Raw genomic sequence first — 18,994 nt, 5'->3', positions numbered from 1 at the left:
CGCTGTGGACACCGAGACGAGCACCTTCTGGGGGCCGGATTTCGCGCAGCTCAGGGCCACCGACCCGGAGATCGCCGGGGTGGTCCTCGGCGAGCTGGACCGGCTGCGCGGCGGCCTGCAGCTGATCGCCAGCGAGAATCTGACCTCGCCGGCGGTGCTGGCCGCGCTCGGGTCGACGCTGACCAACAAGTACGCCGAGGGCTACCCGGGCCGGCGCTACTACGGAGGCTGCGCCGAGGTGGACCGGGCCGAGGAGATCGGCATCGCCCGGGCCAAGGAGCTCTTCGCCGCCGAGCACGCCAACCTCCAGCCGCACTCCGGGGCGAGCGCCAACCTGGCCGCGTACGCGGCTCTGGTGCAGCCGGGCGACACGGTGCTGGCGATGGACCTGCCGCACGGTGGGCACCTGACGCACGGCAGTCGGGTGAACTTCTCGGGCAAGTGGTTCGCGACGGTCGGCTACACGGTCCGGCGGGACACCGAGCTGATCGACTACGACGAGGTGCGGGACCTGGCTCGGGCGCACCGGCCCAAGATGATCATCTGCGGGGCCACCGCGTACCCCCGGCCGATCGACTTCGCCCGGTTCCGGGAGATCGCCGACGAGGTCGGCGCGTACCTGATGGTGGACGCGGCGCACTTCATCGGCCTGGTCGCCGGCCGGGCCATCCCGTCCCCGGTGCCGTACGCCGACGTCGTCTGCGCCACCACCCACAAGGTTCTGCGCGGTCCGCGCGGCGGCATGATCCTCTGCCGGGAGTCGCTGGCCCAGCGGATCGACAAGGCCGTCTTCCCGTTCACCCAGGGCGGCCCGTTGATGCACGCGGTCGCGGCGAAGGCGGTCGCGCTGCGGGAGGCCGCCCAGCCCGAGTTCCAGACGTACGCCGGCCAGGTGATCCGCAACGCCCAGGCGCTCGCCGCCGGGCTGGCCGCCGAGGGGATGCGCCCGGTGTCCGGCGGCACCGACACCCACCTCGCCCTGATCGACCTGCGTGAGGTGGGGGTGACCGGTGCCGAGGCCGAGGCGCGCTGCGACGCGGCGTCGATCACCCTCAACAAGAACGCGATCCCGTACGACCCGCAGCCGCCGATGGTCGCGTCCGGCCTGCGGGTGGGCACGCCCAGTGTCACCACGCAGGGCATGCGGGAGGGAGAGCTGCGGCAGGTCGCCGGCCTGATCGCCCGTGCGGTACGCGCCGATCCCGGCGCCCCGGGCGGCGCCGACGAGCTGACCCGGGTCCGTGCCGAGGTGGCCGAGCTGGTCGCCGCGTTCCCGGCGTACCCCCGTGGCTGAGCCCGGGGTGGTCGAGGCGGACACCGACCGGCGTTGGCGACTGCGACACCTGCCGGTGCTGTTGATCGCGTCGGTGGCGCTGGCGGCGGTCGCCGCCGTGGTCGGCGGGGCGACCGGCGGCACGACGGCGGCGTTCGGCGCGGCGGCCGGGGTGGGTGTCACGGTGTTCAGCTACACCCTCACCACCGTGGTGCTGGCCCGGGCCGACCAGATCAACCCGCAGCTGTTGCTGCCGCTCGGGCTGGGCCTGTATGTGCTGAAGTTCAGCCTGTTGGGTGTGGTGATGGTGGCGGTGGCGTCTACCGGCTGGCCCGGGCTGGTGCCGCTCTGTCTCGGCATCGTCGCCGGGGTGGCGGTGTGGACCGCGGTGCACATCTGGTGGCTGACCACCGTCCACGCGCGTCGATCGCGCAGCTGACCTGGCGATCGGCTGACCTGGCGATCGGCCGGTCGTCTCATCCATCGGACGCGCGACAAGCTGTCGGCCACCGGTCATTCTCTCATGGCCGGAAGGGGAGTAGCGTGCCCACAGACGACGCGGCCCCCGAGATGCCCACACAACGACGGTTGTGCGGGGGGTGAGGCACAGCCTCGTCTTCCCGGCTGATATCGTTCGCCCCGTCATGGCTGGTGACCAAACCCCCCGTCCCGCCGGTGAACCGGACGACATTCCGTCCGGCGCCGGTCAGGGTTGGACCGCGCTCAGCTACCTCGTCGGAGGCATGCTCGTGTGGGGTTTCATCGGCTGGCTGGTTGACCAGTGGCTCGACACCGGAGGCGTTGCCACCGGGATCGGCGTCGTGCTCGGTATGGCCGGGGGAATCATCCTCGTCGTCCGCCGGCTCGGCACGCCTACTTAGGAAGGGACGCGGTGTTCGGACAGGCGAACGTTCTGGCAGCTGGCCAGGCGGCATTCCCACCCACTGTGGAGGACTTCTACCTGCCCAGCATCCTGCCCTGGGGTGCGCACGAGTCGTACTGGTTCACCAAGATCACGGCGATGGTCTGGATCGCGGTCGGCGTCCTGATCATCTTCTTCCTGGCGAGCTACCGGAACCCGCAGCTGGTGCCGACGAAGAAGCAGTGGTTCGCCGAGTCGATCTACGGCTTCGTGCGGAACAACATCGCGGTCGACATGATCGGGCACGCGGGTGTGCGGTTCGCGCCGTACTTCACCACGCTGTTCTGCTTCGTCCTGCTGACGAACGCGTTCGCGATCATCCCGTTCTTCCAGATCTCGCCGAACTCGCACATCGCCTTCCCGGCGATCCTCGCGATCATCAGCTACGTGCTGTTCAACTACATCGGCATCAGGCAGCACGGCTTCGTGAAGTACTTCAAGAACTCGCTGATCCCGCCGGCACCCTGGTACATCCTGCCGCTGCTGATCCCCATCGAGCTCTTCTCGACCTTCATCGTCCGGCCGTTCTCGCTCGCGGTTCGTCTCTTCGCGAACATGTTCGCCGGTCACATGCTCCTGCTGGTCTTCACGCTCGGCGGCTTCGCGATGCTGAGCGCCAACGCCTGGCTGGCCCCGGTCTCGGTGCTCTCCTGGGTGATGACCATCGCGCTCACCTTCCTCGAGTTCCTGGTGATCGTCCTGCAGGCCTACGTCTTCACCGTCCTGACCGCCAGCTACGTGCAGGGCGCGCTCGCCGAAGAGCACTGATCCACCGCACCAACCGTTGTCGTCCCGCGTGAGAGTCACGCGTGATAACCAGGAGGAACCACACCAATGGACGCTAGCGTTCTCGCCGAGGTCACCGGTAGCACCGCTGCCATCGGCTACGGCCTCGCCGCCATCGGCCCCGGCATCGGCGTCGGCCTGGTCTTCGCCGCCTACATCCAGTCGACCGCCCGTCAGCCGGAGTCTTCGCGGATGACCCTGCCTTACGTCTGGATCGGCTTCGCCGTCATCGAGGCGCTGGCGCTGCTGGGCATCGCCTTCGGCTTCATCTGGGCCGGCTCTGCTGCCTGATCCCGCCCTTTTCGACCGGGAGGTAACCATGTATTTCCTCGCCGCTGAGGGTGGTGAGTCGACCCACAACCCGATCATCCCGCTCTGGCAGGAGATCGTGGTCGGTACGGTCGCCTTCGCTGTGCTCTGCTTCGTGCTCATGAAGTTCGTCTTCCCCCGCATGGAGCAGACGTTCCAGGCTCGGGTCGACGCGATCGAGGGCGGCATCAAGCGCGCCGAGGCCGCTCAGGCCGAGGCGAACCAGCTGCTCGAGCAGTACCGTGCCCAGCTCGCCGAAGCCCGGACCGACGCCGCGAAGATCCGCGACGACGCCCGGGCCGACGCCGAGGGGATCCGGCAGGACGTCCTCGCCAAGGCGCGGGAGGAATCCGACCGGATCATCCAGGCCGGCAAGGACCAGCTCGCCGCCGAGCGGGCCACCATCGTGCGCGAGCTGCGCTCCGAGGTTGGCGCGATCGCGGTGGACCTGGCCAGCAAGATCGTCGGCGAGTCGCTGGCCGACGAGGCGCGGCGCAAGGGCACCGTCGACCGGTTCCTGAGCGGTCTCGAGAGCACGGGGGCCCGCTGATGCAGGCCGCCAGCCGGGAGTCGTACAAGATCGCGGCCGAGAGCCTCGACGCGTACGTCCGCGGCACCGACCCGGTCGCGGTGGCCCACGCGGCGAACGACCTGCTCGCCGTCGCCGGGCTGCTGCGGCGGGAGCCGCGGTTGCGCCGGGCGCTCTCGGACCCGGCCCGGTCCGGCGCGGACCGCGCCGAACTGCTCAGCGGAATGCTGCGCGGCAAGATCGGCGACGGGGCGATCGACCTGCTCGCCTCGGTGGTCTCCGGCCGCTGGTCGACCCCGACCGAGCTGCTCGACGGCGTCGAGCGGCTCGGCGTGGAGGCCGTGCTGGCCAGCGTCGACGCGACCGGCGACCTGGGCGAGGTCGAGGACGAGCTGTTCCGTTTCGGGCAGGTCGTCGCCGGCCAGCCCGAGCTCGCCGCGGTGCTGTCCAACTCGGCGGCCCCGCTGGACCAGCGGGGCGTCCTGGTCGGCGAGCTGCTCGCCGGCAAGGCGCACCTGTCCACCGTCCGCCTCATCGAGGTGGCGCTGGCCGGCTTCGGGGGGCGTTCCTTCGCCGGATCGCTCACCCGGCTCGTGGAACTCGCCGCAGAACGGCGGGACCGTCAGGTGGCGTACGTCACCGTGGCGGCCCCGTTGAGTGACGAGGAAGAGCAGCGCCTGGGCGCGAGCCTCGCCGCGATATACGGTCGAGAGGTCTCCGTCAAGCAGACGGTCGACCCCCACGTCCTGGGTGGCGTGAGCGTGCGGGTCGGCTCCGACCTGTACGACGGCACCATCCTGCGCCGCCTCAACGAGACCCGCAACGCGCTCGCGAAGCGCTAAGCGGCTCCGCCGCCCAGCGTTGGGGCGGCTCCGCTGCCCAGCGCCCGATTGACAGACGCCATTCGGACCGGTCGGTACTAGGTATCCCGGGCCCCTGAATTTTAAGGAAGCAGAGGATGGCCGAGCTGACCATCTCGACGGAGGAGATCCGCGGCGCCCTGGAGCGCTACGTCTCCTCCTACTCGACCGACGTCTCCCGCGAGGAGGTCGGCACCGTCGCCGACACCGGTGACGGCATCGCCCACGTCGAGGGCCTGCCCTCGACCAAGACCAACGAGCTCCTGGAGTTCGAGGACGGCACGCTCGGCGTGGCGCTGAACCTCGACGTCCGGGAGATCGGTGTCGTCGTTCTCGGTGACTCCGCCAAGCTGGAGGAGGGGCAGCGCGTCAAGCGCACCGACCGCGTGCTCTCCGTGCCGGTCGGCGACGCCTTCCTCGGCCGCGTGGTCAACGCGCTCGGCCAGCCGATCGACGGCCTCGGCGACATCGCCGACGAGGGCTACCGCGAGCTGGAGCTGCAGGCTCCGAACGTGATGTCCCGGCAGTCGGTGTTCGAGCCGCTGCAGACCGGCATCAAGGCCATCGACGCGATGACGCCGGTCGGCCGGGGCCAGCGGCAGCTGATCATCGGTGACCGGAAGACCGGCAAGACCACGGTCGCCCTGGACGCCATCCTCAACCAGCGGGACAACTGGCGCACCGGCGACCCGAAGAAGCAGGTCCGCTGCATCTACGTCGCCATCGGCCAGAAGGCCTCCACGATCGCCTCCATCAAGGGCCAGCTGGAGGAGGCGGGCGCGATGGAGTACACCACCATCGTGGCCTCCCCGGCGTCGGACCCGGCGGGCTTCAAGTACATCGCCCCCTACACCGGCTCGTCCATCGGGCAGCACTGGATGTACGGCGGCAAGCACGTCCTGATCGTCTTCGACGACCTGAGCAAGCAGGCCGAGGCGTACCGGGCCGTGTCGCTGCTGCTGCGCCGCCCGCCGGGCCGTGAGGCGTACCCGGGTGACGTGTTCTACCTGCACTCCCGCCTGCTGGAGCGCTGCGCGAAGCTCTCCGACGAGCTGGGTGGCGGCTCGATGACCGGTCTGCCGATCATCGAGACGAAGGCCAACGACATCTCGGCCTTCATCCCGACCAACGTCATCTCGATCACCGACGGCCAGATCTTCCTGGAGACCGACCTGTTCAACCAGGGCGTCCGTCCGGCGATCAACGTCGGCACCTCGGTCTCCCGGGTCGGTGGCGCCGCGCAGGTGAAGCCGATGAAGAAGGTCGCCGGTTCGCTGCGGCTCAACCTGGCCCAGTACCGCGAGCTGGAGGCGTTCGCCGCCTTCGCCTCCGACCTGGACAAGGCCTCCCGGGCCCAGCTGGACCGCGGTTCGCGCCTGGTCGAGCTGCTCAAGCAGCCGAACTACTCGCCGTTCCCGGTGCAGGAGCAGGTCGTCTCGGTCTGGGCCGGCACCGAGGGCAAGCTGGACGACATCCCGGTGGGTGACGTCCGGCGCTTCGAGTCGGAGTTCCTCCAGTACCTGCGGCACAAGCACGCGGGTGTGCTGGCCGGGATCGCCGACAACCAGTGGAACGACGACATCATCGGCTCCCTGGACAACGCGATCAGCGAGTTCAAGCAGGTCTTCCTCGGCAAGGGCGACGAGCGTCGGGTCAACGACGCGCCGGCCGCGCCGCTGGAGGGCGAGGAGAACCGCGAGACGGTGACCCGCTTCCGCGACGGCGCGACCGACCGCCCGGCCGAGAGCTGATCCCATGGCGGCCCAGGTACGCGTTCTTCGTCAACGGATCCGCTCGGCGAAGTCGATGAAGAAGATCACCAAGGCGATGGAGCTCGTGGCGACGAGCCGGATCGCCAAGGCCCAGGCCCGGGTGCAGGCGTCCCTGCCGTACGCCCAGGCCATCACCGGCGTGCTCACGGCGCTGGCGTCCAACGCGCGGATCGACCACCCGCTGCTCACCCCGCGCGAGCGGGTGCGGCGGGCTGGGGTCCTGCTGGTCACCAGCGACCGTGGCCTGGCCGGCGGCTACAGCTCCAACGCGATCAAGACGGCGGAGTCGCTCATCGCGCGGCTCCGCGCGGACGGCAAGGAGCCGGTGCTCTACGTCATCGGGCGTAAGGGTGTCGGGTTCTACCGGTTCCGCGACCGGCCCATCGAGGCGAACTGGACCGGCTTCAGCGAGCAGCCGTCGTTCGAGGACGCCCGCACGGTGGGTGAGACGCTGATCAAGGCGTTCACGGCCGGTGCGGACGACGCCGACGGCGGCGCCGGGGCGGACGGGGTGCTGGGCGTCGACGAGCTGCACATCGTCTACACCGAGTTCCACTCGCTGATGACGCAGAGCCCGGTCGCCAAGATCATCGGGCCGATGCAGGTCGAGGACCGGCCGCGCTCCGAAGGGCTGCTGCCGGCGTACGAGTTCGAACCGGAGGCGGAGGCGCTGCTCGACGCGCTCCTGCCGAGGTACATCAACACGCGGATCTACGCGGCGTTGATCGAGTCGGCGGCGAGTGAGTCGGCGGCACGGCGGCGGGCGATGAAGAGCGCCACCGACAACGCCGAGGACATGATCGAGAAGTACACGCGTGAGATGAACTCGGCTCGCCAGGCCGGGATCACCCAGGAGATCAGCGAGATCGTCGGCGGCGCGAACGCGCTGGCCGCGTCGGGAAGTGAAGTGTGATGACTGCACCAGTAGAGACCAAGACGGCCACGGGTCGCGTGGTCCGGGTCATCGGCCCGGTCGTCGACGCCGAGTTCCCGCGCGACGCCATGCCGGCCCTGTTCAACGCCCTGAACGTTGACGTCAACCTGTCCGGCGGTGAGAAGACGCTGACCCTGGAGGTCGCCCAGCACCTGGGTGACAACCTGATCCGCGCCATCTCGATGCAGCCGACGGACGGCCTCGTCCGTGGCGCGGAGGTGCGTGACCGCGGCGAGCCGATCACCGTGCCGGTGGGCGACGCGGTCAAGGGCCACGTGTTCAACGCGATCGGCGAGGTGCTCAACCTCAAAGAGGGCGAGACCCTGACCCCGGACGACCACTGGGGTATCCACCGCAAGGCCCCGGCCTTCGCGGACCTGGAGCCGAAGACCGAGATGCTGGAGACCGGCATCAAGGTCATCGACCTGCTCGCCCCGTACGTCAAGGGCGGCAAGATCGGCCTGTTCGGCGGCGCGGGTGTGGGTAAGACGGTGCTCATCCAGGAGATGATCACCCGTGTGGCCCGCAACTTCGGTGGTACCTCGGTCTTCGCCGGGGTGGGTGAGCGCACCCGTGAGGGCAACGACCTCATCGCCGAGATGACCGAGTCCGGCGTCATCGACAAGACCGCGCTGGTCTACGGCCAGATGGACGAGCCGCCGGGCACCCGGCTGCGGGTGGCGCTCTCGGCGCTGACCATGGCCGAGTACTTCCGGGACGTGAAGAAGCAGGAGGTGCTGCTCTTCATCGACAACATCTTCCGCTTCACCCAGGCGGGTTCGGAGGTCTCCACCCTGCTCGGCCGTATGCCGAGCGCGGTGGGTTACCAGCCGACCCTGGCCGACGAGATGGGCGAGCTCCAGGAGCGGATCACCTCCGTCCGGGGCCAGGCCATCACGTCGATGCAGGCGATCTACGTGCCGGCGGACGACTACACCGACCCCGCCCCGGCCACCACGTTCGCCCACCTGGACGCGACCACCAACCTGGAGCGGTCGATCTCCGACAAGGGCATCTACCCGGCCGTGGACCCGCTGGCGTCCTCGTCCCGGATCCTCGCCCCGGAGTTCGTCGGCCAGGAGCACTTCCAGGTCGCCACCGAGGTGAAGCGGATCCTGCAGCGCTACCGCGACCTGCAGGACATCATCGCCATCCTCGGCATCGAGGAGCTCTCCGAGGAAGACAAGATCACCGTGCAGCGCGCGCGGCGGATCGAGCGCTTCCTGTCGCAGAACACCTACGCTGCGGAGCAGTTCACCGGCGTGCCGGGCTCGACGGTCCCGATCAAGGAGACCATCGAGGCGTTCCGCAAGATCAGCGAGGGGGAGTACGACCACTTCCCCGAGCAGGCGTTCTTCATGTGCGGCGGTCTTGAGGACCTGGAGCGCAAGGCCGAGGAACTGATGAAGAGCTGACAAGCTCGATCTGATCGGAAATAAAAGACTGCCCCGGCAATGCCGGGGCAGTCTTTTGTTCATCTTCAGGACCTACCATCGCCGCAGTCCGTTTCTTGCGGTCGTCGGTTCCGCGCCACCCGAGATACGGTCGTTCCGCGCGTTCACCTGAACGAGCGTTGATCTTTGCAACCTTTCGGCTACGTGCGCCCGTCTCCTGGATCGTGGGCGTAACGATCGGAGATTCTCGTGGGTAAGGCCGGCAAGAGTGGCCGAAAGTCGTCCGTCTGGCGGGGTGTGCCGCGCTGGGCCAGGATCTGCACGGTGTTCGGCACGGTGCTGATGGTGCTCAGCGGGGCGGTGCTGGTCGGCACCGAGGTGCTGATGGCCCGCTACGAGGGCGCGGTCGGCAAGGCCGACCTCTTCGGCGACCAGGCGGCTGGTGCCCAGGCGAAGAAGAGCGACATCAAGGGACCGCTCAACATCCTGCTGGTCGGCATCGACCCGCGCACGCCCACGGCGGCGCCGCTGGCCGACTCGGTGATGGTGCTGCACGTGCCGGCCTCGATGGACCGGGCGTACCTCTTCTCGCTGCCCCGCGACCTCTACGTCGACATCCCGGCGTTCCCCAAGTCGAACTTTCACGGCACCACCGACAAGCTCAACGCCGCCATGTCGTACGGCAGCCGGGTGCCGGGCGAGAACCCCGACGCGGCGCGCGGCTTCGAACTGCTGGCGACGACGGTGCAGAAGGTTACCGGGATCAAGCGGTTCGACGCCGGAGCGATCATCAACTTCACCGGCTTCCAGAAGATCGTGGACGCGATGGGCGGCGTCGACATGTACGTCGAGCGGGAGGTGCGGTCCGAGCACAAGCAGCCGGACGGCAAGCCTCGCCCCGGTAACACGCGCGGCGAGGGCTACGTCGGCCCGCAGGCGGTCTACCCGAAGGGCAACCACCACCTCAGCGGGTGGCAGGCGCTGGACTACGTCCGGCAGCGCTATGAAAAGAACGGTGTCCCCGACGCCGACTACGGTCGGCAGCGCCACCAGCAGCAGTTCGTCAAGGCGATGGTGGGGCAGGCGTTCAGCGCCGACGTGGTCGCCAACCCGATCAAGCTCGACAAGGTGCTCCGCGCCGCCGGGCAGTCGCTGATCTTCAACGGTCGGGGCAACAGCGTGGTCGACTTCGGGCTCGCCCTGAAGAACATCCGACCGAACACCATTGAGATGATCAAGCTTCCCGGTGGCGGGGTCTTCGAGGGAAAGAAGTACAAGGGCGAACAGTTCCAGCCAGGTGTGTCGGACTTCTTCACCGCCCTGCACAATGAACAACTGGACCCGTTCCTGCTGGAGCATCCGGAGTTCCAGAACAAGACCAAGTAGTCGTGGCCCAGCTCTCCCCACCCGCGTTGGGGACGCGTCGGCCAGCCGACTAGACTTTCGATGATCCGTCGCCGCAGCAAGGAGACAGCGTGGCACAGCAGCTTCACGTCGAGCTCGTCGCCGTCGAGGAGAAGGTCTGGTCCGGTGAGGCCGAGATGGTCGTCGCCCGGACGACCGAAGGTGAGCTCGGTGTCCTGCCGGGGCACGCGCCGCTGCTCGGCCAGCTCGCCGAGCCCGGCCAGGTACGCATCAAGCTCGCCGGTGGCCAGCAGGTCGCCTACGACGTTGACGGCGGCTTCCTCTCGGTGAGCGCCGACGGCGTCACCGTGCTGGCCGAGAGCGCTACCCCGGTCTCCGCGCAGAGCCACTGAGCCGTACCGGGGATGGAGATCGTCGAGGGAATCGGGATCGGCGTCGCGGTCATCCTCGGCGCGGTCCTCATCCTCTTCGTCCGGCGGGCACTGGTCACCCGTAGCGGAGGCATCATCCGGCTCAGCGTCCGGGTCACCACCATGCTCGACGGCCGCGGCTGGTCGCCAGGCTTCGGCCGGTTCGTCGGCGACGAACTGCGCTGGTACCGGATGTTCAGCTTCGCGCTACGACCCAAGCGCGTCCTGTCCCGCAAAGGGCTCGCGGTGGAGCGCCGCCGGTTGCCCGAGGGGCAGGAACGCCTCTCCATGCCGGCCGACTGGGTGATCCTCCGCTGTACCAGTCACCACGCACCGGTGGAGATCGCCATGGCGCGGTCGACAGTGACCGGTTTCCTCTCCTGGCTCGAGGCCGCCCCTCCGGGGGCGGTCTCGCCACGTATGGCGTCCCAAGACTGGCCTGCTGCCTAGTTCCTTCGCGCCGTTGGGGGTTTCCGGGGAGCCCAGCCGCTCCGGGCGGTCAGGCTTGATCCCCTCCGCGGGCGGGCTCCCCGGAAACCCTCGCGGGGCACTGTCCGTCGTCCAGGCGTGGTTTCCTACCTGCCGTTATTGGTCTGGCATGGCGACGAGTTCCACCTCGTAGCCCTGGTTGTCGGTGAGGTAGGCGGCGTAGGTGCCCGGGCCGCCAGCATGCGGATGGCGGTCCGGGAAGAGCAGGGCCCACCCATGAGCCGGTGCGGTCGCCACCAGCCGGTCCACGGCGGCCGGGCGGCCGGCGTGGAAGGCCAGGTGGTTGAGCCCCGGGGCGAGCCGGTCGTGGACCGCCCCGGAGAGCGCGGGTGACTGCTCCAGCACCAGGTAGGTCGGGCCGAGTCGCCAGGAGCGCCCGGCCGGCCAGTCCTGGTGGACGGTCCAGCCCAGCTCGCCGAGGAGCCAGCCCCAGCTACGCGTGGCGGCCCCGAGATCGGGAACCCAGACCTCGACGTGGTGCAGCGCGCCGACGGTCAGCGCCTCCCGCCCGGCACCCATAGCACATCTCCCGCCGGATTTGCCGTTCTTGACAGGATAAAGAGCAGATCGGAGAGCCGGTTGAGATACTTTGCCGGGAGCGTGCTGGTGCGGTCCGGATCGTGGCTGACCAGCGCCCACGCTGCCCGTTCGGCACGCCGGGCGATGGTCCGCGCCACGTGCAGCAGCGCCGCGCCCGCGGTGCCGCCGGGGAGGATGAAGGAGTCGAGCTTGCTCAGGCGTGCGTTGTACTCGTCGCACCAGCCCTCGAGGCGCTCGACGTACTCCTCGGTCACCCGCAGCGGCGGGTACTTCGGGTCCGGCTCGACCGGCGTGGACAGGTCGGCGCCCACGTCGAAGAGGTCGTTCTGCACCGACCCCAGCACCGCCCGCAGTTCCTCGTCGAGCTGGCCCAGGGCGAGCGCGACACCGATCGCCGCGTTGCACTCGTCGACATCGGCGTACGCGGCGATCCGTGGATCGGTCTTCGGCACCTGCTCGTTGTTGCTCAGCCTGGTCATGCCGGCATCGCCGGCCTTGGTGTAGATGCGCGTGAGGTGGACGGCCATGACGCACAGCCTACGGATACCGGACCTGACGATCCCGGCGCGGCCGGACACCACCGCCGGCTGGCCGGCGGTGGTGGGTCCCGGCGACGCGGGCGATCCCGCGGCCAACGACGTCGATGTCATCCGGGTACGCGGTGACGCCCGCCTGGCGGGCACCGTGCACGTGGTGGGTGCCAAGAACTCGGCGTTGAAGCTGATGGCCGCCGCGCTGCTCGCACCCGGCCGCAGCGTGATCACCAACGTCCCCCGGATCACCGACATCGCGATCATGGGTGAGGTGCTGCGCCGGCTGGGCTGCGAGGTCCGGTTCGACGCCGACGACCCGGTCGACCCGATGGTCGCCCGGGGTGGGGTGGCCCGGTCCCGCTCGGTGACCATCGACGTGCCCGACCAGCCGGGCGCGGACGCGGACTACGACCTGGTCCGCCGGCTGCGCGCGTCGATCTGCGTGCTCGGCCCCCTGCTGGCCCGCCGGGGGTTCGTGCGGGTGGCCCATCCGGGCGGCGACGCGATCGGCTCCCGTGGCCTGGACATGCACGTCTCCGGGCTGACCCGGATGGGCGCGGACATCTCCGGTGAGCACGGCTTCGTCATCGCGTCCGCCCCGCACGGGCTGCGCGGCGCGGACATCGTGCTGGACTTCCCTAGCGTGGGCGCGACCGAGAACCTGGTGATGGCGGCTGTGCTGGCCGAGGGCACCACCACGATCGACAACGCGGCGCGGGAGCCGGAGATCGTCGACATCTGCACCATGCTCAACCAGATGGGGGCCCAGATCTCCGGGGCGGGCACGTCCACCCTGCAGATCACCGGGGTGCCCGGGCTGCGCCCCGTGCGGCACGCCACGGTGGGGGACCGGATCGTCGCCGGCACCTGGGCGTTCGGCGCGGCGATGACCCGCGGCGACGTGACGGTGACCGGGCTGGACCCGGCCTACCTCGAGGTCGCGCTGGACAAGGTGGTCGCGGCCGGCGGCCTGGTCGAGACGCGGGGAGACGGCTTCCGGGTACGGATGGACGACCGGCCGCGGGCGGTCGACGTGGTGACGCTGCCGTATCCCGGCTTCGCCACCGACCTGCTGCCCATGGCGATCGGGCTCGCCGCGGTCAGCGACGGTGCCTCGCTGATCACCGAGAACATCTTCGACGGCCGGTTCATGTTCGCCAACGAGATGGCCCGCCTCGGCGCGGACATCAAGACCGACGGGCACCACGCGGTGGTGCGGGGCCGGGACCGGCTCTCCGGGGCGCCGGTGCGGGCCACCGACATCCGCGCGGGAGCGGGGTTGATCATCGCCGGGCTCTGCGCGGACGGGGTCACCGAGGTCTCCCACGTGCACCACGTCGACCGGGGCTATCCGGACTTCGCGGCCGACCTGCGTGCGCTCGGCGTGGCCGTCGAGAGGGGCACCACGCCGGAGGAGCCCTCGCTGGAGATCTGAGGGCACTCCCTTAGCCGTCGTTCAGGCCCGCCGACTAGGGTGCAGGCAGGCACTCAAACAGGCGAGGGAGAAGCAGATGGCGGGTCGACTCGCGGTCGTCGGGGCCGGGCTGATGGGCTCCGGCATCGCCCAGGTGGCGGCGCAGGCGGGCTGGCAGGTGACGCTGCGCGACCTGGACGACGCGGCCACCACCCGAGGGCTCGGCGGCATCCGGAAGTCGCTGGAGAAGTTCGCCGAGAAGGGCAAGATCGAGGCGTCCGAGGTCGAGGCGACGCTCGCCCGGATCACCCCGACCACCGACCTGGAGGCGGCGGCGGACGCGGACATCGTGGTCGAGGCGGTCTTCGAGCGCCTCGAGATCAAGCACGAGGTGTTCCGCGCCCTGGACAAGATCTGCAAGGCCGACGCGGTGCTCGCCACCAACACCTCGGCCATCCCGGTCACCCAGATCGCCGCGGTCACCGAGCGGCCCGAGGCGGTCGTCGGCACCCACTTCTTCTCCCCGGTGCCGATGATGCAGCTCTGCGAGCTGGTCCGCGGCTACAAGACCAGCGACGCCACCCTGGCCACCGTGCGGGCCTTCGCCGAGGAGATCGGCAAGACGGTGGTGGTGGTCAACCGGGACATCGCCGGCTTCGTCACCACCCGGCTGATCTCGGCCCTCGTGGTGGAGGCGGTCAAGCTGGTCGAGTCCGGCGTGGTGTCCGCCGAGGACCTGGACACCGCCTGCCGGCTGGGCTTCGGGCACGCCATGGGCCCGTTGGCCACCACCGACCTGACGGGCGTGGACGTGCTGCTGCACGCCTCGAAGAACATCTACACCGACACGGCCGACGAGAAGTTCTTCCCGCCGGAGCTGCTCCAGCGGATGGTCACCGCCGGCGACCTGGGCCGCAAGACCGGCAAGGGCTTCTACACGTACTGAGCGGGGACATGGAAAGGGGGCGGGCGCACATCGCCCGCCCCCTTTCTCGTGTCAGCCGTCGCGCTTGGTGGTCCAGCGGAAGGTGGTCAGGCAGAGCACCACGCCGATCACGCACCACAGGGCGAGCACCACCGCCACCCGGCCCAGCTCGAACGAGCCACCCGGTTCCTGCGCGCCGAAGCTCTCCGGCAGGAAGACCGACCGCAGCCCCTGGCACATCCACTTGAGCGGGAACAGCGCGGCCACCTGCTGCATCCACGTGGGCAGGTCGGTGAAGACGAAGAACACGCCGGAGATGAACTGGAGCACCAGCGCGACGGGGGTGACCACCGCCGAGCCGCTGCGGGCGGTGCGGGCCAGCGACGAGATGGCGATGCCGCACAGGGTGCAGGCGGTCACGCCGAGCACGGAGACCCAGCCGAAGGTGAACCACTTCCCGGCGGTGCCCGGCAGGTCGAGGTCGAACAGGGCCACCGCGACCGCCAGCAGCAGTGCCGTCTCGGCGATGCCGATCGCCACCACCATGATCACCTTGCCGGCGAACCAGACCCACTTCGGCATCGGCGTGCCGCGGTAGCGCTTGAGCACGCCCCGGTCCCGCTCGATCGGGATCCAGATGCCGAGGTTCTGGAAGCTCACCGTCATCAGACCGGTCGCGATCATGCCGGTGATGAAGTACTGGGTGAACTTGACCCCGCCGCCGATCGTGCCGTCGAAGATCGACGCGAAGATCAGGATCATGATGATGGGGAAGCCCATCGTGAAGACCACGGACTCCCGGCTGCGCAGGAACTGGGTGATCTCCAGCCGGCCCTGCCGCAGGGCCAGCGCGCCGGCACCCGGCCGACGGCCGCGGGTCGCGGTGACCGGCGTCGCCGGCTTCGTCGTGGTGGTCATCGCGCGTGTCCGATCATGGTGAGGTAGACGTCCTCCAGGGTCGGCCGGGTCACCGTGAGGCCGGGGACCTCGCCGCCGTAGCGCGCGGCCAGGTCGGCCACGAGGGCCGTCGGCGTCGCGCTCTGCGCGCTCTCCAGGGTCCCTTCCGGGGTACGCCAGGAGACCGTCGCCAGCGCCTCCTGCCGGTTGCCCAGCCGGTTCGGTGCGGCCACCTCGACCAGCCGGCCGCCGGCGATCACTCCGACCCGGTCGGCCAGCGCCTCGGCCTCGTCCAGGTAGTGGGTGGTCAGCACGATGGTGGTGCCGGCCGCGGCGAGGTCGCGGATCAGCTCCCAGAACTCGCGGCGAGCCTCCGGGTCGAAGCCGGTGGTGGGCTCGTCGAGGAAGAGCAGCTCGGGGCGGCCGATGATGCCGAGCGCCACGTCGAGGCGGCGTTTCTGCCCGCCGGAGAGCGTGTGCGTGCGGGCCTTCGCCTTGCCGGCCAACCCGACCCGCTCGATCACCTTGTCGGGGTCGTCGGCGTCGGGATAGAAGCCGGAGAAGTGCCGGATCACCTCGGCCACGGTCAGCTCGTCGAACTCGCCGGTGCCCTGGAGCACGATGCCCACCCGGGAACGCCAGCCCTGATCCGGGTGCGCCGGGTCCGCGCCGAGCACGGAGACCTCTCCGGCGTCCCGGCTCCGGTAGCCCTCCAGGATCTCCACGGTGGTGGTCTTGCCGGCGCCGTTCGGGCCGAGCAGGGCGAACACCTCGCCACGGTGGACGTCCAGATCCACGCCCGCCACCGCCACGTTGTCGCCGTACGCCTTGCGCACCCCCCGGACGGAGATGGCCAGCTCGTCATCCATGGCGTCCAGTGTGCGTCCTGGCCAGCGCGGTCCGCCGCCCGGGGTGTGGCGGTCCGCGCCACTGCGGGCGCTTCGCACCCGGACGTCCGCGACATGGACCTGTGTGGTTTTCCACAGCCCGTTTTACTGAACGGTAACTTAAACTCCGGCCATGGACGAGAAGGCACTTTCGGGGCGGCTGCCCGAGCGGGACCGCCCGTGGGTGATGCGCACCTACGCCGGCCACTCCTCGGCCGCCGCGACCAACGCCCTCTTCCGCCGCAACCTGGCGAAGGGGCAGACCGGTCTCTCGGTCGCCTTCGACCTGCCCACCCAGACCGGGTACGACCCCGACCACGAGCTGGCCAGCGGGGAGGTGGGCCGGGTCGGCGTCCCGGTCGCCCACCTCGGCGACATGCGGGCGCTCTTCGACGGCATCCCGCTGGCCGACATGAACACCTCGATGACCATCAACGCGCCGGCGATGTGGCTGCTCGCCCTCTACGGCACGGTGGGGCTGGAGCAGGGCGCCGAGCTGGTCCGCTGTACGGGCACCACCCAGAACGACATCATCAAGGAGTACCTGTCCCGGGGGACGTACATCTTTCCGCCGGCCGCGTCGCTGCGGCTCACCGCCGACGTCGTCGCGTACACCCTGCGCGAGATGCCACGTTGGAACCCGGTCAACATCTGCTCGTACCACCTCCAGGAAGCCGGTGCCACGCCGGTGCAGGAGGTCGGCTTCGCGTTGGCCACCGCCGTCGCCGTCCTCGACGCCGTCCGTGACTCCGGGCAGGTGCCCGCCGAGCGGATGGGCGACGTGGTGCAGCGGATCTCGTTCTTCGTCAACGCCGGGGTGCGCTTCGTCGAGGAAATCGCCAAGATGCGCGCGTTCGGCGTGCTCTGGGCTGAGATCACCCGCGACCGGTACGGAGTCGGCGAGGCCAGACAGCGGCGGTTCCGCTACGGCGTGCAGGTCAACTCGCTCGGCCTGACCGAGGCGCAACCGGAGAACAACATCCAGCGCATCGTGCTGGAGATGCTCGGGGTGACGATGTCCCGTGACGCCCGGGCCCGCGCGGTGCAACTCCCCGCCTGGAACGAGGCGCTCGGCCTGCCCCGACCCTGGGACCAGCAGTGGTCGCTGCGGATGCAGCAGGTCCTGGCGTACGAGTCGGACCTGCTCGAATACCCCGACCTCTTCGACGGCTCGCACGTGATGACCGCGCTGGTCGACGAGATCGTCACCGGGGCCCGGGTCGAACTGGACAAGGTGCTGGAGCTGGGCGGTGTGGTCGCCGCCGTGGAGACCGGCTACCTCAAGAGCGCGCTGGTCGCCTCACTGGCGGAGCGCCGCCGCCGGATGGAGTCCGGCGCGGACGTGGTGGTCGGCGTCAACCGGTTCGTCGAGACCGAACCCTCCCCGCTGACCGCGGCCGGAGCGGAGGCCGTCGAACAGGTCGACCCGGCGGTCGAGGCCGCCGCCGTGGACGGCGTACACCGGTGGCGGGCCGACCGGGACGGCGCGGCCGTCGACGCGGCCCTGGCCCGACTCCGCGCCGACGCCGCGACCACCACCAACCTGATGCCGGCCACCCTGGAGTGCGTGCGGGCCGGGGTGACAACCGGCGAGTGGGCCGGCGCGCTGCGCCAGGTCTTCGGTGAGTACCGGGCGCCCACCGGGTTGGCTGGCGCCACCGGCACCGGCGGCGACCCCGGCCTCACGGCCGTCCGTGAGCGGGTCACCGCCACCGCCCGCGAGTTGGGCAGCGGCCGGCTGCGGCTGCTGGTCGGCAAGCCCGGCCTGGACGGGCACTCCAACGGCGCCGAGCAGATCGCGGTACGCGCCCGCGACGCCGGCTTCGAAGTCGTCTACCAGGGCATCCGGCTGACGGCCGGGCAGATCGTCGCCGCCGCGGTGGAGGAGGACGTCGACCTGGTCGGGCTCTCCGTGCTCTCCGGCTCGCACCTGGCCGCCGTGCCGGCGGTGCTCGACGGCCTACGCGCGGCCGGCCGGGCGGACCTGCCGGTGGTCGTCGGCGGCATCATCCCCGCCAGCGACGCCGACACGTTGCGCGCCGCCGGGGTGGCCCGGGTCTTCACCCCGAAGGACTTCGCCCTCACCGGCATCATCGACGACCTGGTGACAGTCATCCGCGAGGCGAACGACCTGCCGTGACCGGGTCGGACCCGCCCGAACCGTCTCGGCAGGTCAGCGGCCGTCGTAGGTCATGCAGTCGGCCATGTCGTTGTCCGGGCCTACCCTGATCGACGGCGCGTGGCACTCCAACTGCTCGTTGTGCCGGCAGTCCGAACGCTGGCACGCGCCCACCTGGGCGATGAGATCGTCCGCGCCGCCACGGACCGGGGACTCGACGAAGGTGTGGCAGTGCGCGTGATCCATGCTGCCGATCGTGATCGCGAAGGCGTGGCAGTCACCGGCGCTGTTGTACGCGCAAGCCACGACCACGCACTCCTGAACCCGGGGCATCTCCATCGCTGCGGTCATGCCGGCCTCCTCTGGCTCTTGCCCCGATCCTAGGCTTTTGTCGTCTTCCCGGGCTGGCTATGGCGGCCTGCCGTCGGCGGTGGGCGGGCTTGCCTGTCGGTTTGGCGGGTGTGTGCTGGTTGTGCCCAGGACGCCTCCGGCCCCTGCACTGTGCCGGGTGCGTGGGGGGTGGGGTGGGGCCCGCCGTGCCCGGCTCCGGGCGGTCAGGCTTGATCCCTGCGCCGGGCACGGCGGGCCCCACCCCGTCGGTGGTCGCCGGTTCGTCCCCGCACTACCCGCCTGGCG

21 protein-coding genes are annotated in these 18,994 nt (G+C 69.9%); 16 read left to right on the top strand and 5 right to left on the bottom strand.

The annotated features are described in order from the left end of the window. Positions 1 to 4: 4 nt before the first annotated feature. The 13 genes from glyA (at position 5) to ACTWLT_RS29930 (ending at position 11,004) form a co-directional block, all read left to right on the top strand. Positions 5 to 1,294: a serine hydroxymethyltransferase gene (gene glyA / locus ACTWLT_RS29990; RefSeq protein WP_445321246.1), complete on the top strand. Its 1,290-nt coding sequence runs from the start codon at positions 5 to 7 to the stop codon at positions 1,292 to 1,294. After that, positions 1,287 to 1,712: a hypothetical protein gene (locus ACTWLT_RS29985; protein ID WP_252418740.1), complete on the top strand. Its 426-nt coding sequence runs from the start codon at positions 1,287 to 1,289 to the stop codon at positions 1,710 to 1,712. The genes glyA and ACTWLT_RS29985 overlap by 8 nt, the downstream gene beginning before the upstream one ends. A gap of 205 nt (positions 1,713 to 1,917) precedes the next feature. Continuing rightward, a complete protein-coding gene (locus ACTWLT_RS29980; protein WP_252418741.1) occupies positions 1,918 to 2,154 on the top strand; it encodes an AtpZ/AtpI family protein in 237 nt (78 codons plus the stop codon). Positions 2,155 to 2,165: 11 nt separating this feature from the next. Beyond that, positions 2,166 to 2,963: a F0F1 ATP synthase subunit A gene (gene atpB, locus ACTWLT_RS29975; protein ID WP_252418742.1), complete on the top strand. Its 798-nt coding sequence runs from the start codon at positions 2,166 to 2,168 to the stop codon at positions 2,961 to 2,963. Between the two features lie 66 nt (positions 2,964 to 3,029). Then, entirely contained in the window at positions 3,030 to 3,272 is a 243-nt protein-coding gene (locus ACTWLT_RS29970; RefSeq protein ID WP_130404096.1) for an ATP synthase subunit C-like protein, read from the top strand. A 28-nt stretch (positions 3,273 to 3,300) separates the two neighbouring features. Beyond that, positions 3,301 to 3,840: a F0F1 ATP synthase subunit B gene (locus ACTWLT_RS29965; protein ID WP_445321245.1), complete on the top strand. Its 540-nt coding sequence runs from the start codon at positions 3,301 to 3,303 to the stop codon at positions 3,838 to 3,840. Beyond that, positions 3,840 to 4,661: a F0F1 ATP synthase subunit delta gene (locus tag ACTWLT_RS29960; protein ID WP_445321244.1), complete on the top strand. Its 822-nt coding sequence runs from the start codon at positions 3,840 to 3,842 to the stop codon at positions 4,659 to 4,661. The genes ACTWLT_RS29965 and ACTWLT_RS29960 overlap by 1 nt, the downstream gene beginning before the upstream one ends. A 116-nt stretch (positions 4,662 to 4,777) precedes the next feature. After that, positions 4,778 to 6,430: a F0F1 ATP synthase subunit alpha gene (gene atpA, locus ACTWLT_RS29955; protein WP_445321243.1), complete on the top strand. Its 1,653-nt coding sequence runs from the start codon at positions 4,778 to 4,780 to the stop codon at positions 6,428 to 6,430. A gap of 4 nt (positions 6,431 to 6,434) precedes the next feature. After that, complete coding sequence (locus tag ACTWLT_RS29950; RefSeq protein WP_252418746.1) at positions 6,435 to 7,364, top strand: F0F1 ATP synthase subunit gamma; 930 nt, start codon at positions 6,435 to 6,437, stop codon at positions 7,362 to 7,364. Continuing rightward, positions 7,364 to 8,800, top strand: a complete 1,437-nt coding sequence (atpD, locus tag ACTWLT_RS29945) for a F0F1 ATP synthase subunit beta (RefSeq protein WP_445321242.1) — start codon at positions 7,364 to 7,366, stop codon at positions 8,798 to 8,800. The genes ACTWLT_RS29950 and atpD overlap by 1 nt, the downstream gene beginning before the upstream one ends. A gap of 222 nt (positions 8,801 to 9,022) precedes the next feature. Further along, complete coding sequence (locus ACTWLT_RS29940) at positions 9,023 to 10,165, top strand: LCP family protein (protein ID WP_445321261.1); 1,143 nt, start codon at positions 9,023 to 9,025, stop codon at positions 10,163 to 10,165. An 89-nt stretch (positions 10,166 to 10,254) separates the two neighbouring features. Then, positions 10,255 to 10,536: a F0F1 ATP synthase subunit epsilon gene (locus ACTWLT_RS29935; RefSeq protein ID WP_252418748.1), complete on the top strand. Its 282-nt coding sequence runs from the start codon at positions 10,255 to 10,257 to the stop codon at positions 10,534 to 10,536. A gap of 12 nt (positions 10,537 to 10,548) precedes the next feature. After that, positions 10,549 to 11,004, top strand: a complete 456-nt coding sequence (locus tag ACTWLT_RS29930; protein ID WP_445321241.1) for a DUF2550 domain-containing protein — start codon at positions 10,549 to 10,551, stop codon at positions 11,002 to 11,004. 135 nt (positions 11,005 to 11,139) lie between these two features. Here ACTWLT_RS29930 and ACTWLT_RS29925 read toward each other — a convergent pair whose 3' ends face one another. Together ACTWLT_RS29925 and ACTWLT_RS29920 are read right to left on the bottom strand one after the other, a co-directional pair. Beyond that, positions 11,140 to 11,562 carry a VOC family protein gene (locus ACTWLT_RS29925; RefSeq protein ID WP_445321240.1) on the bottom strand — a complete coding sequence of 141 codons (423 nt, stop codon included), beginning with the start codon at positions 11,560 to 11,562 and terminating at the stop codon, positions 11,140 to 11,142. Next, positions 11,538 to 12,110 (bottom strand): cob(I)yrinic acid a,c-diamide adenosyltransferase, encoded by a 573-nt coding sequence (locus tag ACTWLT_RS29920; protein ID WP_445321239.1) that lies wholly within the window; start codon positions 12,108 to 12,110, stop codon positions 11,538 to 11,540. Before ACTWLT_RS29920 ends, ACTWLT_RS29925 begins: the two co-directional genes overlap by 25 nt. Between ACTWLT_RS29920 and murA the strand changes: the two genes are divergently transcribed. Then, positions 12,109 to 13,551 (top strand): UDP-N-acetylglucosamine 1-carboxyvinyltransferase, encoded by a 1,443-nt coding sequence (gene murA, locus ACTWLT_RS29915; RefSeq protein WP_445321238.1) that lies wholly within the window; start codon positions 12,109 to 12,111, stop codon positions 13,549 to 13,551. The two genes, ACTWLT_RS29920 and murA, sit on opposite strands and share 2 nt — an antisense overlap. Before the next feature lie 76 nt (positions 13,552 to 13,627). After that, complete coding sequence (locus tag ACTWLT_RS29910; protein ID WP_252418753.1) at positions 13,628 to 14,476, top strand: 3-hydroxyacyl-CoA dehydrogenase family protein; 849 nt, start codon at positions 13,628 to 13,630, stop codon at positions 14,474 to 14,476. Positions 14,477 to 14,527: 51 nt separating this feature from the next. Here ACTWLT_RS29910 and ACTWLT_RS29905 read toward each other — a convergent pair whose 3' ends face one another. Together ACTWLT_RS29905 and ACTWLT_RS29900 are read right to left on the bottom strand one after the other, a co-directional pair. Beyond that, a complete protein-coding gene (locus ACTWLT_RS29905) occupies positions 14,528 to 15,373 on the bottom strand; it encodes an ABC transporter permease (RefSeq protein ID WP_445321237.1) in 846 nt (281 codons plus the stop codon). Next, positions 15,370 to 16,221 carry an ABC transporter ATP-binding protein gene (locus tag ACTWLT_RS29900; RefSeq protein WP_445321236.1) on the bottom strand — a complete coding sequence of 284 codons (852 nt, stop codon included), beginning with the start codon at positions 16,219 to 16,221 and terminating at the stop codon, positions 15,370 to 15,372. The genes ACTWLT_RS29905 and ACTWLT_RS29900 overlap by 4 nt, the downstream gene beginning before the upstream one ends. A 151-nt stretch (positions 16,222 to 16,372) precedes the next feature. Between ACTWLT_RS29900 and ACTWLT_RS29895 the strand changes: the two genes are divergently transcribed. Further along, entirely contained in the window at positions 16,373 to 18,379 is a 2,007-nt protein-coding gene (locus ACTWLT_RS29895; RefSeq protein ID WP_445321235.1) for an ethylmalonyl-CoA mutase, read from the top strand. 33 nt (positions 18,380 to 18,412) lie between these two features. Here ACTWLT_RS29895 and ACTWLT_RS29890 read toward each other — a convergent pair whose 3' ends face one another. Next, positions 18,413 to 18,709, bottom strand: coding sequence for a DUF1540 domain-containing protein (locus ACTWLT_RS29890; RefSeq protein WP_445321234.1), 297 nt, complete (start codon positions 18,707 to 18,709; stop codon positions 18,413 to 18,415). Positions 18,710 to 18,994 lie beyond the last annotated feature (285 nt).

The organism is Micromonospora yongxingensis, assembly GCF_052601155.1.
This window is presented reverse-complemented; position numbering and strand designations above follow the sequence as displayed.

Bases quoted from the DNA above. Each gene is read 5' to 3' on its own strand.
- ACTWLT_RS29980 (WP_252418741.1), top strand. From the start codon at position 1,918: ATGGCTGGTGACCAAACCCCCCGTCCCGCCGGTGAACCGGACGACATT.
- ACTWLT_RS29970 (WP_130404096.1), top strand. From the start codon at position 3,030: ATGGACGCTAGCGTTCTCGCCGAGGTCACCGGTAGCACCGCTGCCATC.
- ACTWLT_RS29965 (WP_445321245.1), top strand. From the start codon at position 3,301: ATGTATTTCCTCGCCGCTGAGGGTGGTGAGTCGACCCACAACCCGATC.
- ACTWLT_RS29960 (WP_445321244.1), top strand. From the start codon at position 3,840: ATGCAGGCCGCCAGCCGGGAGTCGTACAAGATCGCGGCCGAGAGCCTC.
- atpA (WP_445321243.1), top strand. From the start codon at position 4,778: ATGGCCGAGCTGACCATCTCGACGGAGGAGATCCGCGGCGCCCTGGAG.
- ACTWLT_RS29950 (WP_252418746.1), top strand. From the start codon at position 6,435: ATGGCGGCCCAGGTACGCGTTCTTCGTCAACGGATCCGCTCGGCGAAG.
- atpD (WP_445321242.1), top strand. From the start codon at position 7,364: ATGACTGCACCAGTAGAGACCAAGACGGCCACGGGTCGCGTGGTCCGG.
- ACTWLT_RS29930 (WP_445321241.1), top strand. From the start codon at position 10,549: ATGGAGATCGTCGAGGGAATCGGGATCGGCGTCGCGGTCATCCTCGGC.
- ACTWLT_RS29925 (WP_445321240.1), bottom strand. From the start codon at position 11,562: ATGGGTGCCGGGCGGGAGGCGCTGACCGTCGGCGCGCTGCACCACGTC.
- murA (WP_445321238.1), top strand. From the start codon at position 12,109: ATGACGCACAGCCTACGGATACCGGACCTGACGATCCCGGCGCGGCCG.
- ACTWLT_RS29920 (WP_445321239.1), bottom strand. From the start codon at position 12,110: ATGGCCGTCCACCTCACGCGCATCTACACCAAGGCCGGCGATGCCGGC.
- ACTWLT_RS29910 (WP_252418753.1), top strand. From the start codon at position 13,628: ATGGCGGGTCGACTCGCGGTCGTCGGGGCCGGGCTGATGGGCTCCGGC.
- ACTWLT_RS29905 (WP_445321237.1), bottom strand. From the start codon at position 15,373: ATGACCACCACGACGAAGCCGGCGACGCCGGTCACCGCGACCCGCGGC.
- ACTWLT_RS29900 (WP_445321236.1), bottom strand. From the start codon at position 16,221: ATGGATGACGAGCTGGCCATCTCCGTCCGGGGGGTGCGCAAGGCGTAC.
- ACTWLT_RS29895 (WP_445321235.1), top strand. From the start codon at position 16,373: ATGGACGAGAAGGCACTTTCGGGGCGGCTGCCCGAGCGGGACCGCCCG.
- ACTWLT_RS29890 (WP_445321234.1), bottom strand. From the start codon at position 18,709: ATGACCGCAGCGATGGAGATGCCCCGGGTTCAGGAGTGCGTGGTCGTG.